Origin of the sequence: Bacillus pinisoli, assembly GCF_023036475.1 — a bacterium.
Taxonomy (GTDB): Bacteria; Bacillota; Bacilli; order Bacillales; family SA4; genus Bacillus_BS; species Bacillus_BS pinisoli.
Genome location: NZ_JAJQKI010000008.1, coordinates 1 through 16,697, shown reverse-complemented (window position 1 = coordinate 16,697; position 16,697 = coordinate 1). Strand labels below are relative to the sequence as shown.

Annotated in this window: 13 protein-coding genes and 1 pseudogene; 4 read left to right on the top strand and 10 right to left on the bottom strand. The window is 35.0% G+C overall.

Annotation, left to right across the window (positions count from 1 at the left end; all coding sequences use genetic code 11):
• Positions 1-299: 299 nt before the first annotated feature.
• The 7 genes and pseudogenes from LT143_RS12525 to LT143_RS12495 form a co-directional block, all read right to left on the bottom strand.
• Complete coding sequence (locus tag LT143_RS12525; protein WP_246943455.1) at positions 300-1,478, bottom strand: DGQHR domain-containing protein; 1,179 nt, start codon at positions 1,476-1,478, stop codon at positions 300-302.
• A 19-nt stretch (positions 1,479-1,497) separates the two neighbouring features.
• Positions 1,498-2,025, bottom strand: a complete 528-nt coding sequence (locus LT143_RS12520; RefSeq protein WP_246943453.1) for a hypothetical protein — start codon at positions 2,023-2,025, stop codon at positions 1,498-1,500.
• Between the two features lie 230 nt (positions 2,026-2,255).
• Complete coding sequence (locus LT143_RS12515; protein WP_246943451.1) at positions 2,256-3,209, bottom strand: hypothetical protein; 954 nt, start codon at positions 3,207-3,209, stop codon at positions 2,256-2,258.
• Positions 3,210-3,251: 42 nt separating this feature from the next.
• The gene (locus tag LT143_RS12510) at positions 3,252-3,869 is read right to left on the bottom strand and encodes an EcsC family protein (protein ID WP_246943449.1); all 618 of its coding nucleotides are present in this window, start codon (positions 3,867-3,869) and stop codon (positions 3,252-3,254) included.
• A gap of 342 nt (positions 3,870-4,211) precedes the next feature.
• Positions 4,212-5,315: a hypothetical protein gene (locus LT143_RS12505; protein WP_246943447.1), complete on the bottom strand. Its 1,104-nt coding sequence runs from the start codon at positions 5,313-5,315 to the stop codon at positions 4,212-4,214.
• Between the two features lie 326 nt (positions 5,316-5,641).
• A complete protein-coding gene (locus LT143_RS12500; RefSeq protein ID WP_246943445.1) occupies positions 5,642-6,283 on the bottom strand; it encodes an SLATT domain-containing protein in 642 nt (213 codons plus the stop codon).
• A gap of 456 nt (positions 6,284-6,739) precedes the next feature.
• Positions 6,740-7,548: pseudogene (locus tag LT143_RS12495) on the bottom strand (ATP-dependent DNA ligase).
• Positions 7,549-8,098: 550 nt separating this feature from the next.
• Between LT143_RS12495 and LT143_RS12490 the strand changes: the two are divergent.
• From LT143_RS12490 to LT143_RS12475, 4 genes are all read left to right on the top strand, one after another.
• Complete coding sequence (locus LT143_RS12490; RefSeq protein WP_246943443.1) at positions 8,099-9,424, top strand: short-chain fatty acid transporter; 1,326 nt, start codon at positions 8,099-8,101, stop codon at positions 9,422-9,424.
• Positions 9,425-9,701: 277 nt separating this feature from the next.
• Positions 9,702-10,829, top strand: a complete 1,128-nt coding sequence (locus LT143_RS12485) for a hypothetical protein (RefSeq protein ID WP_246943442.1) — start codon at positions 9,702-9,704, stop codon at positions 10,827-10,829.
• A gap of 105 nt (positions 10,830-10,934) precedes the next feature.
• Positions 10,935-11,666, top strand: coding sequence for a TspO/MBR family protein (locus LT143_RS12480; RefSeq protein WP_246943441.1), 732 nt, complete (start codon positions 10,935-10,937; stop codon positions 11,664-11,666).
• 267 nt (positions 11,667-11,933) lie between these two features.
• Positions 11,934-13,487 carry an ABC-F family ATP-binding cassette domain-containing protein gene (locus LT143_RS12475; RefSeq protein WP_246943440.1) on the top strand — a complete coding sequence of 518 codons (1,554 nt, stop codon included), beginning with the start codon at positions 11,934-11,936 and terminating at the stop codon, positions 13,485-13,487.
• A 293-nt stretch (positions 13,488-13,780) separates the two neighbouring features.
• Here the strand turns inward: LT143_RS12475 and LT143_RS12470 are convergent, their stop codons facing one another.
• From LT143_RS12470 to LT143_RS12460, 3 genes are all read right to left on the bottom strand, one after another.
• On the bottom strand, positions 13,781-14,488 hold the full coding sequence (locus tag LT143_RS12470; RefSeq protein WP_246943765.1) for a M48 family metallopeptidase: 708 nt from the start codon (positions 14,486-14,488) through the stop codon (positions 13,781-13,783).
• A gap of 147 nt (positions 14,489-14,635) precedes the next feature.
• Positions 14,636-15,736: an ABC transporter permease gene (locus LT143_RS12465; protein WP_246943438.1), complete on the bottom strand. Its 1,101-nt coding sequence runs from the start codon at positions 15,734-15,736 to the stop codon at positions 14,636-14,638.
• A complete protein-coding gene (locus LT143_RS12460) occupies positions 15,733-16,653 on the bottom strand; it encodes an ABC transporter ATP-binding protein (RefSeq protein WP_246943764.1) in 921 nt (306 codons plus the stop codon). The genes LT143_RS12465 and LT143_RS12460 overlap by 4 nt, the downstream gene beginning before the upstream one ends.
• Positions 16,654-16,697: the final 44 nt, after the last annotated feature.

Sequence of the window (16,697 nt, the reverse complement as noted above, 5' to 3'; positions counted from 1 at the left end):
AATTTTTATTGTAACATAAACAAAAGTAACTGTTACATTGTTTATTGATCTTTTTCTAGAAATTCTAAAAAAAAAAGCCCGATACACAATAATGATGGTGTATCGAGCTTAAGTTTTATAATTTTATATAACTTGTTTAAGTAGCCAAGACTTTTAATCTACTGGTGTGTGTAATCGTCTATGAATAGAGAAAGCCCATTTGTTCACTAGTTAGTTATCCAGTTAAACTATTAGTCCCATCTTGTAAATCATCATTAATATCAACCAATATAGATAGAGTGTCATAAAATCTTTAAAAGTTACATATTCTTTTTAGGATCTATTTTTTCTATTTCCGTTTTAGATAGATACCTCTTATTTTCCTCATTAGACAATACCCAACAATTTATAAGGTCAAGATATAACTCTTTTGCACCACTTTCACTTGATCCATAATTGTCTGAAATTTTAAGATTCGGGTATAATTCATTATATTTCTCAAATACCATATCAAGCTCTGATTCAAAGTATTCTACCTTTAGTGATTTATTACCTAAACCTTTTAAATAAAGTGGTCTTAAAAGTTGTATCTTAGTAGTATATCCGACAGTCTTATTTAGAAAATTAATAGTCTTTTCATCAATTAATTTATTATTGAACAAATTATTTTCAACAATATAAATTGCATTAAAATAGTTCAAAAGGACCCTATAAATAACATCGTCTTCTTCTCTTATGAAATAATCTCTAAAAATAAAAGTATTAGGGTCTAGTATTTCTAACTTCTGCTTAAGTTTTATATCAAGGTTATCTTTTTCAACATTTCTTGAAATATACTTAATTAAATTCTTTATTATAGTTGCTTGGGATACGGTCGCTTTTGGGGACACTTCGTCCTTTATACCCAACATTTTTATTTTTCTATACAATGCTGAGTCCGAGTCTGAGTTCAATTGTTTAACTAAGTAATTACAGACCTTTTGGACAGTTCGTTCGCTAGACAATGAAAATAAGTCTAAAACCTGTGATTTAGATACAGGTTTTTGATTACCATTAATTACTGAAAATAAATATGCATCTTGTTCTGGTGTAGTATCTAATATAAGCATTATAGGTAATATAAATCTATTCTCAAACCCAGAACGATGTATTCCCTCTATTCTATGCTGTCCATCAACTATACTAAATCTATAATTATCTTTGCTTAATAAATGTAAATTTAAATTTATTGTTTGATTTATCAAATCGAACTCAACGTACTTAGAATCCCCTGAAAGTATTATTGGAGTGGGGAAAATTGCATCTGGGTCCTTACAATAATTAGCAATAGCCTTTACTCGATCCTCATTTCTAACTCTTTGAATACCGTCTTCATATTCTGTTCTTATTCTCGAATATGAAATAGAATAAATATCTTCTGCATTAAGCTTTCCGATATAGATTGTCCCAATAGGTTGTTCAATTTCTATATACTTATAAGACAGTGATTCAGCTGACATTTGATCTCCCCCCTTACCTCTAAAAACTGACACCGTTATGACTTTCAATCTTCTTACCTGACTCCATGGCATTTTTGCCTTTTAAATCAATATAATTCGAATAAGATTCCTTATTATGGATAATATGATTAATTTTGAAGTTCCAGTATATTAATCCTAAAAAAATTAATATTTGTATAATTAGGAAATACAGACTAAATGTAGAAGGTAAAATAGCATAAGAAATTGCTGCAGAACATCCTATAAGGATTATGTACACTAAACCACTTTTACTAATTTCAAACACCGATTCTTGATTCTCTTCTCTTTTATCGAAGAAGTATGCAGAAATTAAACTTCCGGCAATTGAAATACTTGATAAAAATAAAGAACCTTTCACTAAATACTGTGACATTGATTCAATTAACGAAATTTGTTTTGATGGACCAACAAAGAAAATAATTATAAAGATACCAGATTGACCAATTAATATAGTAGCAACACTTTTTAGAACCCAAGCTTGTTTTAACCAAATAGAACAGTTAGAGATCCCCCTCCTAAATTTCATACTTGAAGCCCTCCCTTTTTAATAAGTTATGCACCTGCAAAATTATACATTATCTTACAAAAAATGACGATGATTTTCTTTTAGTTAAAGGATAATAGAGATCTAAAAAATTTAAATTTATCAATTTGATATACTAGTTAACAAATTGAATTCTTCACTCTCTTTACTAGTGATATGGTTCACCGTAACTTATCTAAATCCAAAAAAAATAAAAGAGGGTTATCCCCCCTTCACTCACTACTGATCAATTGTGCTGTCTTTATAGTCTGTAGCTCTCTTTGAACATTGTTTATTGAAGCTATACTACTCTTGGATCGTTGAGCCAATTCACTAGGTAACTTTTGAATCTTCACTATAGCATCTTTTTCTAAACTTTTTTTTATATCTTTTCCAATTACAGAATTACCTTCATTTTCTTTCCAAAACTGAATTGCATCTAGCGTATTTTTGCCCATATCCTTTATTGAATTTATTGCAGTTAGAACACTTGAAGATAGTTCAAAAAGTTTACTAGTTTCTATAGAGGCTTTCCTTAATTCTTCAATCTGATAAATCAAGTTTGAGTTTAACTCTTGTTCAATTTGTAATAAATGTTCAATGCTTTTTTCTTTTTGATACTCTTCATATAGAAGATTTAACTTTTGATGAGATTCTTTCATTTCTTGTTTAAGAACCGTTAAGTTATCCAACTCAACTATTATGCTATCAATTTCATTAAGTTGATTTTTAGCTAAAGCTAAATTGGTACTTATGTTTAAATTTAAGTTAGTACTTATGTTACCTACAATAGGAAGATCTACAAAAGTATTGACTCCTTTAACAAGCTTAAATGCTGTACCAATTTTGTCTATTGAATCCCTTATAAATGCTAAATTACCCTTTAGTTCCTCAACTTTCTCAACTAATAAATTTACATCCTGGTTGTATTCTTCTATTTCGCTAATTATTTTAGGTAGTTCTGTTTCAATTACTTTTAATGAATTATTTCTAGCTTCATTTACTCTGTTTTTCATAGTACTAATCTCTGTCGTATCGCCAACACTATTGCTGATACGCATTTGACTAGCTGTATATCCGATTGAACCTGAAATTAACATGGATGAAATTATTATTGTAATAAGAAACAAATATCTATGAAATCCCTGTTTTTGGTTGGATATAGCTCTCTCCTTCTCCAACTCCATATGTGATTCTCTCCTCTAGCATTATGGGATAAGCTTTTTGATTTAGACAAACAACTTTTTTGCAGTGTTACCAATTATATTAGTTCCAACTCCATCTACAGTTCCACCAATAAGACCCCCAACCAATGGAACTGCCTTTCCAAGATTAATAATTCCTTTTTCACCAAACTTAGTAACCAGTCTTATACCTACAGCTTTGTTTATTGCTTTTATAACTTCACCCGGAATTTTCTTTATTGCCTGTTTTGCTAATGCTGTACCTAATTTTAAACCAGCTTGTTTTAAAATATCAGTCGCTGCTTGACCAGTTAGGCATACAAACACAAAAGTCTTTACTTGGTCATCTTTTAAGTCATAACCCCTCATATGTGCTATGGATGCTATCAGTCTAATTTGCACGTACATAACAGAAGCTATATTTGCTGGTATTGCTACTGGTAGAGTTATTAATCCCCCCAGTCCAGTAAGGAATCCACTAGTTGCACCTTTTGCATTTTGCCATCTAATTAAACTTTCAATCGCCTTTTCAACATCTGAATGCTTACTTAAATAGCTTTCTGCTAAATCAGCTGCAGTATCAGTACCAGGCAAGCCATTAACTGCCTTCTCATATGCCCAATCCAATACTTGTGTTATTTTACTCTCGGTTATTGCTGACATTAGGATCATTCCTTTTATTTATTAAAATAGTAACTTTTGAGTACTTCACCATTTGCAAGGTTTTTCCTGCATAATTTCTACAATATTCTACCATATATTACAAAATAGAAGTTCGAATTTCATTTAATGGAATAAAAACCTCCGCCACTTAGGCGAGCGAAGGGAACCGTAATAATCCAGCTTTCGTTACTCCCGGATAAACACGGGGACGAATCTTGCGTTTCTTTCGTTTTTCTAAAAAAAAAACAGAAGGTCCGTCCCTTTGTTCCTTAGAGGAGATTTGTACCCTTTTGTCCATTATTCTATCTCTCTCATTAAACATTACGAAGTTATTAATAATTATTATCTATCTATATCTATGTTAATTGTTACTACTTCTTTATTTGAATTTAATAATTGTTTCTGATAATCATTCTCTATCACAATAGTTCCATCGGAAAACAAATGAATACCTTCCTTGTCCACTGACTTAAAAGTAAGTCTAGTAGAGTTATTAATTTCTTTCGGAGAATTTAGTAAGTCCCATATCTTAATAGATATTCCATAAATATAATTACCACCAAGTATATGAGAAAGCAAAGTATCTATTTCACTCTCGCTTTGGTCTAATATATAGAACAATTCACCGTTAAAGTTAATTTTCCTTGCTTGAAAATCGCCTATATCTAAACCATTATATAATCTCATAGCGGTCTGTAGATGCCCTAACATTAAAAACCAACTTACATAGTGTTGTTTTATAAGTGATGTTTGATTTTTAATCATACCATTTGGTTTTCCCTCAGGGTCACTTAACCTTAATGTAGTGATTTCAGAATGTGATTTTTCAAAAAAATCGACAATAATCCCGTATGTTCCTCTGACAGGATTTGTGAGACCTCGTGATATAAAATAGTTATTTCCACTTACACATTGTTCTAATGCTTTCTTAAACTTCTTTTTTAACTCAACTAAATCTACCTCATTCGGCCATCGTCCCTTAATTTCAAGCAAGAAAATATCTCCACCTGATGGATCATACATAACAAAGTCAGGAGTACTTTCATTTAAGTTTGGTTCGGGAAGTAGCTCGATTCTAGTATAATCCTTAAAGTCTATTAAACATGGGAACTTTAAGTAATTCAGAGCAAATAAATATGAAACTCCTTGCGCCAACTCCCCTATTCTCGAACTTCGTGAGAAATCCCTAAACAAATTATTAGCACCATCAATTAATGACAGATTTCTATCCTTAGTAATTACATATTTTAAAAAGAGTAGAGATGATCCAGTCTGATATATTAAGAATGGTAATTTATATGGATCCTTTAGGATGGTTCTAGCAATTGCTATGGCTAATTCTAATTTACTTATACTGGTATTACCTCTATAAATTTCATTTAATTTCACACGTCTTCTATTACTTGGACAGGTATATTCTACTAATGATATATCTCTTTTAGACATAAACAACTTCCTCCCCTTATAGTGATTACACAGCATAATTCAGTAAGATAATGATAAAAAGTAAAAAAGTCTAATAAAAATTCTACTAGGGGCATATAGTTTCTCAATTAAATGATACCAGTGGTATGGTTCTACTGGTTACATAGATTCTTCAACACACACAGGGGGATAAATTTCAGCATTCTGCATTGACTTTTTTATACTGCATTCTTTCCAAGGTCTTTTAACATTCATTTTTGCAACAGTTTGAGGGTTATAATTGTATTAAACTTACAAAGACATATTTATAAGCTAACTCCAAATTTTTTATACACTTATCATAGTAACTACCTCATAGCTAGAAGAATTACAGTGGTTACTATAGGTAATAAGATTATTAGCACCAAATTAAAGGAAAGGACTATATTATCGACAGTTAGATCAAAAATTCTCTTTAGTTTGTCACTATTTTCTGCCTTTTCCCTCATGCTTACTTCAAAGTCTATCGGATGATGATTCTCATTATTTTTTAATAATGTTTGATACTCAAACATTATAGTATTAAATTCTTCTAAATAATCCTTTTCTGTTAACCTGTTTTTATCACTATTATCTTTAATTAATAAATCTTTTAGTCTTAAAATTAGGTCTTCTATATCTAATTGATGATAATGTACCTTTAATGCTCTTTCGTTATAATTAAGCTCATTAATATAGTACTGAATCAGGATAACATAAATTGAAAAAATTCCTGCTAGTATACTAAATGTAGCTCCTGTAAATATTGAGTCAATTTCTTCCCCTCCAAGGGACAATAACACAAAAACAACTGCCTCAATATTCATCACAAACAAAATCGCCTTCCATCTTTCACTATATTTCTTTAAACGGAGACTCATTTTTATTCTCGTGTTTCTTAGCTTATTAAGAGTTTTAACTTTCTTTTCAATTTCAGATAATATAGTAATATTCTTGTAATCCACATTCATTTAAAATCCCCTCACTTATTAGAAAACAAATAAAATCTCCATTGAATTAGTACTATAGAATCTAGCAATACATACGCATTTGTTTCAATAACCAATGATGAATTTTTTATCTCTGCAAACCCATAACATTTCTAATACTTCTAGCTTTATGCAAACTGCACCTTGCCTGTTTTTATTCAAGTAAAAAATATATACACTACTCATATATAAATAACCGTTTACTTGCTCTTTCAATGAGGATTTATATATTTCAACCTTAGTAGTTTATCAACGAATTTTCAACAAAATATTACAAAAAAATCCAATATAAATTCACATGGCATTAAGGTTACTTTATAAGGTCATATTAGTATAAGTATTTAGGATTGTAGCTTTAAAATTGATTTTTAACTTGTTCATCATTTAAACTACACGCTTATATAACAGGGTATTGCCTATATCAAAAAAACCCGCCACTTAAGCGAGCGAAGGTAAACGCAATAATCCAGCTTTCGTATACTCCCGTAACTTAACTTTAGTCTCAAACGGCTCTATATAAACAAACTCCGAACTCTCATGCAATCTCTTAGCCTGGTACCCTCGTTTTCTTTCATGCTCAGGAACCCCAAACTCCATAAACCCAAGAGACTTTCCGTTATAATCACTAAGTAACCACCCAAACTCATTCTTACGATAACCAGTAACAAGCACATCAGCATACTGATAATTAATACACTTTAACCAAGAGTGACTACGCTTCCCTATTTCATACTTGGATTCTTTCTTTTTCAAGACAATCCCCTCAAGTGACTGTGCCTTCGTTAACTCAAAAAAGGCAACATCGTTACCTTCAATAAACTGAGATTTTGCTAGTAAGTCAGTGTCTGTTTGAATCAACTCCGTCAGTAGTTCCTTTCGCTGCAATAACAGCAGGCTAGCTACGGATTCTCCCTGATGAAGTAGCACATCAAAGACTACATAACTAATCTTGTAATTTGATCGCTTAGACTGAAAACGACTCATGACCGCTTCAAAGTCAGGCTTCCCATCCTCGTTTGTAACGATCAGCTCTCCGTCTAGTACGGTGCCTGGTGGAATACTATTTAAGGCAACTAACTCCGGGAACTTTGATGTAACTTCATTTTATGACGAGTGTAAAGACGTACTTTACCATGTAAATCAACTGCATATAATAAACGAATTCCGTCTAGTTTTAATTCTGTTATATAATCATCGGAGTCAAAGGGTTGCTCCGTTTTGTGTAGTAACATTTGGGATATAAACATATAAAACACCTCACCCTTCATTTTATCAGGATTGGTGTTTTATAACGTTAGGAAAACGATGGAAGTGACAGCTCTCCTACTTACTTTGTACAAGTAGAAATAATTCCCTTCTACAGTTCCTCTTCACTAAAATAATCAGTGTCTATACGCTTGACTATAAATCTCTTATATTCCGATACACCCAGCTCATAATCAATCATTAGTTGAGTTCACCACTCTCCATCTATTAACACGATTTTTTGATTAATGAATTTGAACATAGTCTTTCGCTTAAATCGAGGATTTTGTTGAAAATCCATGGGTACAGGAAACTTGTCCCCATTGGAAAGGACAAAGTAACTGTACCTACTGTCGACATATATACATAACAAACTATTCAACAAGAAAACGTAACAATACCCTCACTGCAAAAGAAGGCAACATCACAACAAAATAGAATAATATTCTCCTCTTCTATACTTCTAATATCACAATTTGAAGGATATCAATAATTAATGTAGTAAATATATCTATGTGCAAACCACAAACTACTATTAAGGAGGTTTTCCAAGTGAAGGTCGTTATTTCGTTTTTTAATCGTATTATGCAGCGTTATTTGCCCGATCCGTTTTTGTTTGTTGTCATTTTAACGTTTGTTGTATTCGGGCTTGGCCTATTGCTTACGGAAAGCTCAACAATGAACATGGTTCAGTATTGGGGTGACGGTTTTTGGAGTCTGTTAGCCTTCTCGATGCAAATGGTGTTAGTATTAGTTACCGGTTATGTGTTGGCAAGCAGTCCATTGTTTAAGAAAGGGCTTGGCGCTCTGGCTTCTAAAGCAAAATCACCAGGTCAAGCAATCATTTTAGTTACGGTTATTTCGATTATTGCGAGCTGGATTAACTGGGGATTTGGACTTGTAATCGGAGCCCTGTTTGCAAAGGAGCTTGCAAAAAAGGTTTCTAATGTCGATTACCGGCTATTAATTGCAAGCGCTTACAGTGGATTCGTTGTGTGGCATGGTGGATTTTCTGGTTCCATTCCACTTACGATTGCGACCGAGGGACATTTTTCACAGGATTTAATTGGCATCATTCCTACTAGTCAAACAATTTTTGCTACTTTTAACGTAATCATTGTGTTAGCCCTTTTCTTAATTTTACCTGTCTTAAATCGCTTCATGCATCCATCTAAGGAAGAAACCATTACCGTAAGCCCTGAGTTACTTGAAGGTTCATCTAACTTTCAAGCTGCGACTATTGAACATTCAGCGATGACTCCTGCTGAAAAGATTGAAAATAGCTTTATCGTTTCATTATTAGTTGGTCTATTAGGTTTAGCATTCTTAGTTTACTATTTTGTGAACAGTGGCTTTAACTTAAACTTAAATATCGTTAACTTTATTTTCTTATTCCTTGGTATTCTATTCCATGGTACTCCTCGAAGATTTTTGGAGTCTGTGCTTGATGCTGTAAAGGGTGCTGGGGGGATTATCATCCAATTCCCGTTTTACGCTGGTATTATGGGGATGATGACAGCTTCAGGTCTTGCCGCAGTAATGTCTGAGGCATTTGTGTCCATCTCTAATGAGTTTACGTTCCCTCTATTCACATTTATAAGTGCTGGTATCGTTAACTTCTTCGTTCCTTCTGGTGGAGGTCAGTGGGCTGTTCAAGCACCAGTAATGTTAGCTGCTGCTGACGCACTGGATGTATCCTATGCGAAAACAGCAATGGCTGTCGCTTGGGGAGATGCTTGGACGAATTTAATCCAACCATTCTGGGCTCTTCCGGCACTGGCAATCGCTGGCTTAAAGGCGAAGGACATTATGGGATATTGTGTCGTTATCTTATTTGTAAGTGGAGCCGTCATATCACTAGGATTGTTACTTTTCTAAGGAAATCCATGGAATCCATGGGGACAGGGACCTTGTCTCAGTAAGAAGGGACAAAGCACCTGTCCCTCCTGTCCTACATTAAAAGTCCTCTCTAGTAAGTCCTTGTTAAATGGCAAGGTTTTAAATCTACTAGGCTCATAGGTAGATCTCCTCTGACTTATTACTTACTTCTATAGTCTTTTTGAATAATTAAAATTACTCAACATATCCATTATTAGAATTATATTTTCTAAGATACGTATATTTTTCTCAAATTTATATATTAGGGGGTAAAATGGTGTTAAAAAAATTCATCTCGGTTAGTTTAGTATTACTATTTCTTTTAAGTAGTTTAAGCTTTGTTAATTCTGCAAGCGCTGCCAGTACGTATGATGGGAAGACCCTTGATACGGGAATTTATTGGTATGGTAAAGGGAATGTCTCGGAAAAATTCGTCTCAGGTCAAAGCAATCCTTATTTTGATCCGAGTAAGCCAACCTTTATTTATGTTCATGGCTGGCAGCCCGGTACAACGAGTTCTTTATTTAGAGAAAACTTCAATGGGAAAAATAACGACTCAACCTATGGCTTGAACATTAATTTTGGAGATGCATGGGTTGATGCAGGGTGGAATATTGGAATCTTCTATTGGAATCAGCTTTCAGACGAAAGTTTCGTTGCCTCCGCGGAAAATAAGATTTGGTCCGCTTCTACATCTGTAGGAATGCGTTGGAAGGATATATATGGTTTTTATAGAACAGACAATATGCCAACCGTAAGTGCTGGAGAATTATTTTATGCATCCTTTACAGAAGCGCTTTCAGGTTATCAAGGCAGTAATATTCGAATTGCTGGACATTCATTAGGCAATCAAATGGCTGTTCGACTAGTGAAATTGGTTAGTGACCAAGTAGATGCCGGGAATCTCCAGAGCAATCTATTACCAAACAGAGTAGCATTACTAGACCCGTACTGGACGAGTGGAAGTAAGAGTTACTTAAATGGGAGCTCAACAGGAGCAACCGTTAATAGTTATGTAAAAGAGTTAAAAGCCAAAGGGGTCGTCTTCGAGCAATATAAGTCATCAACACTTTCAGATACATGGGGCGCCGATAGCAATCCAGAGCTAGAAACTTTAACAGCCTTCTCGATCCTTCGTCCAGATTATATACCATCGACAAATCAGACAGCCAGGCACAACATGATTAAAAATTGGTATTTTCATTCCTATGCATTTAATCCACCTACAGAGCTTACAATGGGTAAAAACGGTAGAATTTCGACCACACCAAATGTAACAGCTTCAGCCAAAACTACTAATATAAGAATTGGTGAAATGCAGGGAAATACCTATGAGTGGGATCAATACGATGGGAAAAACACGGCAACTGTTGAGGATGATACTTTCCTTAAAATAACAAAATAATTTCGTTTTAAGATTCAAGGGGACAGGGACTTTGTTCTAATTGGAAAGGACAAAGTCCCTGTACCTATTGCCCTTATATAATATAGTAAAGAGGAGTCTTTTATATTGCTGAAACTTATATTGAATATCATCGCTTTTATTCTTGTCATTATTGTGAATACTTTAGCGGTTACCCTTCCATTAAATGACCAGACTACAAAGGAAATCAGTGATCGACTGGATCTTTTCATTACTCCTGCAGGTTATGTTTTCTCGATTTGGTCTGTCATTTATGGGTTACTCGCCATATGGATCATCCGGCAAATAACTAAGAGCAGAAGAAACTTGCCATTATATCAAAACACAAGTTGGTTATTTATATTAAGTTGTATATTAAATTCTTCATGGATTTTTGCGTGGCATTACAATTATTTTGGTCTTTCCGTTATGATCATGGTCTGCTTATTAGCCACTTTAATTGCTCTTTATAGAAAAATAAAGGTTACGGAACCTGCTCTAATTGATTTAGCTCCATTTTCCATTTATCTTGGTTGGATCTCCATTGCAACGATTATTAATATCACCTATTATTTAACTGATATAAATTGGAATGTATTTGGAATATCTTCATTAACTTGGGGATATCTTGAACTCATAGTGGCTACCATTCTAGCTATTTCATTTACGTTATCCAAAGAAGATTACCTATTTCCACTTGTGTTTGTATGGGCGTTTATTGGCATTGGTGTTGAGCATGCAGGGGACCATTTAAATTATGCAAACCTTTCTTTTATACTTGCTGGGTTCATTTTCTTGTTCACCCTTCTCTATACAGTTAAGAGCATGAGAAGTAAATAAATAATAGTATTAAGGAAAAACAAGACAACTCCCTAGTAGGTGTTGTCTTGTTTCATTACTTTATTTTATTATTCATTAGCCATTGAACGGCATTTGAAATTCCGATAGAGCCTTAACCAGTAGAACCGTCCGCTCGGTACTCGAACTGTTCCCCCTGCTTTCACCCACAAGTTCATAGAATTTGCCAAGAAAATAAGATAGAGAATTTAGTCTAAATCTAGTAAGATATCCACATAGGACAAGTGAAATTAGATAAGGGGTAAAAAAATGAGCGTATTAAATGTACAAGGTTTAAGTCATGGTTTCGGTGATCGTGCCATTTTTAATGATGTGTCTTTCAGGCTTTTAAAAGGCGAACATGTTGGACTAGTTGGGGCAAATGGTGAAGGTAAGTCTACTTTCATGAATATTGTCACTGGGAAACTACAACCCGACGAGGGGAAAGTGGAATGGTCACGTAAGGTTCGTGTTGGTTATTTAGATCAGCATGCTGTACTTCAAAAAGGTACTACGATGCGTGAAGCCTTGAGTACTGCTTTTCAATATCTTTTTGATGCTGAAGCAGAAATTAATGAACTTTATGCAAAGATGGGTGATGAAGGTGCTGATATCGATGCGTTACTCGAAGAAGTTGGAGAGCTACAAGAAACGTTAGATAGTAATGACTTCTATCTAATTAATTCAAAAGTTGAGGAAGTTGCTCGTGGTCTAGGATTAGACGATGTTGGACTCGATCGAGATGTAGATGATCTTAGCGGTGGGCAACGTACTAAAGTTTTGCTAGCTAAGCTCTTGCTAGAAAAACCTGAAATCCTATTATTAGACGAACCAACAAACTATTTAGATGAACAACATATTGAGTGGTTGAAGCGATATTTACAGGAATATGAGAATGCATTTATCTTGATTTCACATGATATTCCATTTTTGAACAATGTTGTTAACTTGATTTATCATATGGAAAACCAAGAGCTGAATCGATATGTTGGTGACTATGATAACTTCTTAAAAGTATATGAAATGAAGAAGCAACAGCTAGAGTCTGCTTACAAGCGTCAACAACAAGAAATTGCTGATTTGAAAGATTTCGTTGCTCGTAACAAGGCAAGTGTTGCAACTCGGAATATGGCGATGTCTCGTCAGAAGAAGCTGGACAAAATGGAAGTTATCGAATTAGGGAAAGAAAAGCCAAAACCTGAGTTTAAATTCAAAGAAGCTCGCGCAGCTAGTCGTTGGATTTTCGAGACAGAGAATCTAGTTATTGGATACAATGATCCACTTTCTCGCCCACTAAATTTGAAAATGGAACGCGGACAAAAAATTGCCTTTGTGGGTGCAAACGGTATTGGAAAGTCTACTCTTTTAAAAAGTATTCTTGGGTTGATTAATCCAATTTCGGGTAAAGTGGAACGTGGTGAGTACCAATACATTGGGTACTTCGAGCAGGAAGTTAAACAGTCCAACTACAACACTTGTATTGAAGAAATTTGGAGTGAGTTCCCAGGTATGAATCAGGCTGAAGTCCGTGCTGCTCTTGCAAAATGTGGATTAACGACGAAGCATATTGAAAGTAAAATCGAAGTCCTTTCTGGTGGTGAAAAAGCCAAAGTTAGATTGTGTAAAATTCTAAACACAGAAACGAATTTATTAATTCTAGACGAACCTACCAATCACTTGGATGTGGATGCAAAAGAAGAATTGAAGCGTGCTTTACAGGAATATCGCGGTAGTATCTTGATGGTATCACACGAACCTGATTTCTATCGTGAAATTGCGACTGATATTTGGAATTGTGAGGATTGGACTACGAAAGTGTTTTAAATAAAGATTATAGGGTACCTTAGTAAAATTTTACTGGGGTACCCTTTTCTATTTTCTATTCCTTTTCAGTAATATATCTATCAACCATTCGTTCATTTCCAAGATCAAAAGGCGCAAGCGCCCCGTTTAGCTCCGACAAGCAAATGTTCCTATGACAAAGAAAAGGTGGTTTTTCCTTTTATTTGTCATAGGGTTATTTGACCTCGAGGGGCTGGGCGCTGGAGCTGGATTACTACACAAAATCGTTAGAAAAGAACAATAGAAATTTATACTTTCTTACATATTTAATAAAACTAAACCGTCATCCTCCAACTAGACATTCCCAACCAAGCCTCTTTCTCTTTATAGTCAGGCATGATCTTCCCAACAAGACGCCAAAAGGAACGGTCATGGTTTAAATGAACCATATGACACATTTCATGAACGACTACATAATCGATGACTTCAAGTGGAGCCATTGCTAGTTTCCAGTTAAAGGTTAATTGGAGATTAGAATCACAGGTTCCCCATTTGGTTGTACTGTCAATAATACGTACAGACCGTGGTTTGGATTTGAAGTTCGGTTGATGGAAAGAGATTCTCTCCTCCACTAAAGCCTTACATTGCTGGTAATAGAATTTCTTCAATGCTTGTTTGATTGTTTCATCATCAAGCTGCCTCACATAGATATGCAACGATTCTACCTGAAACTCTACCCGGTCTTTTGGTGTACTTGAATCTTGCGTAATTTTTATAGGATAGGTCTTACCTAGATATAGAAAATTCTCATCATTTTCATATACTTTTTCCTGAGGTCCGTTCAGCCGTTCCTCTATTTCCATTACTTTGTTTTGGATAAGATCCCAATTTGCCTCTAACACCTCAATGACACGATGATTAGGTGTCTTCTTTGGAGCAAGAACTTCAATATTTCCATAGCCATCTATTGAGATTCCAATAGTACCTCTGTTTTTATACTTGATTTCAAAACGTATCGTTTCATCTTTGAAGGTATGTATCATGTTTATCACCGTTTGTTAGACTTGTTCTTTAAAATCCTAACTTTACATTTCCTTTGACATCACTACAAGTTTATTGATTGTCTTCCAGTTACGTACCGTGACTGGAACGTCCTTTCAGTTATTTTCCAGTCAGCTGTCAACCATACCTTATTCCCATTTAAAAGTACGACTGGCAATAAAGAAGGCAACAATAGCCCACCCACTAAGAATGAGTCCTTCCACCCAAAGTCCAGTTAAAGATGTCCCCACATTCATCGTTTCACGAAGAGCTGTGCTTAAATGAGCAATAGGTAAAATTTTCACAATAGGTTGGAGAAAGTCTGGCATATTGCTAATAGGGAAAAAGACGCCACCTAAAAAGAGCATCGGAAATGTTGCAAACCCGGCAATCGGTCCAGCACTTTCAGGATTCTTTGCAATGCCTGCAATGATAAACCCAAGTGCCATGAAAGCCAATGTTCCTAAAATGACAAATCCAATTAACACCAACCACGAGCCACTCACATTGACACCAAAGACTAAGTTAGCAATGAGTAAAACGAGTAAAGCTTGCAATCCGTTTAATAAGAGTCTTGCCGTAATTTGAGCTGCGATAAATGTTGAGGCTTTTAGTCTTGTACCTTGCATTCTTCTCAAAATACCTCGTTCTCGCCAAGCTGAGATTTGACCAGCAACACCATTCATGTTGTTACTCATAATCATCATGGCGACAATACCTGGTACTAGAAAGTCAATGTATCCAATGTCTAGTGCACGGACCCCTTTAGATTCAATATCAACTATTGGAGTATAGTTGGTCTCTTTCTTACTCCATTGATCAATAGTTGCATTCACGACGGCGAGCCCGATCTGTGAAGCAGACATATTGGTTTCGTTATAGTAAACAGGTAATGTATAGGCGGGATCCTGTTCAGTTCTAGTCGATATGGAATCTCCATAGCCTTTTGGAAGTACCATGACAATTTGTACATCGCCTTTTTCTAGTCGGTCAAGCGCTGCCTTTAGATCATCAGATTCATCGACAGTCATCGCTTCATTTTCTTTAAATAGAGAGACAAGCTCTTTTGAAGCACTCGTATCATCTTCATTTACAATCGAAAGTGAGATGGAGACGCCACCACCCGAACCGACAAATGTTCCTAATGCAATCATCAGAATTAGCGGAAACAGCAGTGTGAAGAAGAGTACTTGGCGATTGCGTGAAAAGATTCGGAGTTGGGCTAATGTTAGTTGCCAGTATGCCTTCATTCTCGTAGACTCCTTCCTGTCATATGAATAAATACATCCTCTAATGTTGAAGTTCTCGTCTGAAGATCTTGGAGATTGATGTTTTGATTCGATGCTTGTTGAATTAAATCCGTTAACGTTAGCTGAATGGAATCTGTGTATAAAACATATCGTTCATTTCGATTGCTCACTTGCTTTACTCCTTGTAATGAATGTAAAAAAGAAACATCTTCATTATGTAAAAGTGAAAATTCCACCGCACTATCTGATTGAAGATTTTTCACTAACGTAGCAGGTGTATCAAGCGCTATTAACTTACCTTGGTCCATAATAGCAATTCGATCACATAGCACATGTGCTTCATCCATATAATGCGTGGAAAGCACAACCGTTTTACCTTTTGCTTTCAGGTTTTCAATAATATCCCATAATGTTCTTCTTGCTTGGGGATCTAAGCCTGTTGTTGGTTCGTCGAGAAAAACAATTTTAGGGTCATGAATTAATGCGAGTGCAATGGCTAATCGCTGTTTCTGGCCACCAGATAAGGTTTTAATGCGTGCCTTTTTCTTTTCTGTTAATAACACTTCTTCTATTATTCCTGGTATTGATACATGACTTGGATAAAAGCTTGCATACATCTCCATAATTTCTTGGATTGTTAATAATTCAAATAATGAGGTAGATTGAAGCTGAATCCCAATTACTTCTTTTACTTTACCAATCTCTTTCCGAATATCAAATCCAGCCAGTCGAGCCGTCCCTTCATCGGGCTTTCGAAGACCCACCAGCATTTCAATCGTTGTGGTTTTACCGGCACCATTCGGTCCAAGTAAACCGAAAACCTCTCCTGCTTTCACTTTGAATGTCACACCACTTACCGCGGTGTGCTTTTCATACCGTTTGACTAATCCGTCTACCTCAATCATATCTTCAACCATATACTCAACACCTTTCAATCCTAAAGAAACCTCTACCAAAGAGT

What these genes read in the sequence shown, in the direction of transcription:
- LT143_RS12525 (WP_246943455.1), bottom strand. Translation starts at nt 1,478, where the DNA reads ATGTCAGCTGAATCACTGTCTTATAAGTATATAGAAATTGAACAACCT.
- LT143_RS12520 (WP_246943453.1), bottom strand. Translation starts at nt 2,025, where the DNA reads ATGAAATTTAGGAGGGGGATCTCTAACTGTTCTATTTGGTTAAAACAA.
- LT143_RS12515 (WP_246943451.1), bottom strand. Translation starts at nt 3,209, where the DNA reads ATGGAGTTGGAGAAGGAGAGAGCTATATCCAACCAAAAACAGGGATTT.
- LT143_RS12510 (WP_246943449.1), bottom strand. Translation starts at nt 3,869, where the DNA reads ATGTCAGCAATAACCGAGAGTAAAATAACACAAGTATTGGATTGGGCA.
- LT143_RS12505 (WP_246943447.1), bottom strand. Translation starts at nt 5,315, where the DNA reads ATGTCTAAAAGAGATATATCATTAGTAGAATATACCTGTCCAAGTAAT.
- LT143_RS12500 (WP_246943445.1), bottom strand. Translation starts at nt 6,283, where the DNA reads ATGAATGTGGATTACAAGAATATTACTATATTATCTGAAATTGAAAAG.
- LT143_RS12475 (WP_246943440.1), top strand. Translation starts at nt 11,934, where the DNA reads ATGAGCGTATTAAATGTACAAGGTTTAAGTCATGGTTTCGGTGATCGT.
- LT143_RS12470 (WP_246943765.1), bottom strand. Translation starts at nt 14,488, where the DNA reads ATGATACATACCTTCAAAGATGAAACGATACGTTTTGAAATCAAGTAT.
- LT143_RS12465 (WP_246943438.1), bottom strand. Translation starts at nt 15,736, where the DNA reads ATGAAGGCATACTGGCAACTAACATTAGCCCAACTCCGAATCTTTTCA.
- LT143_RS12460 (WP_246943764.1), bottom strand. Translation starts at nt 16,653, where the DNA reads ATGGTTGAAGATATGATTGAGGTAGACGGATTAGTCAAACGGTATGAA.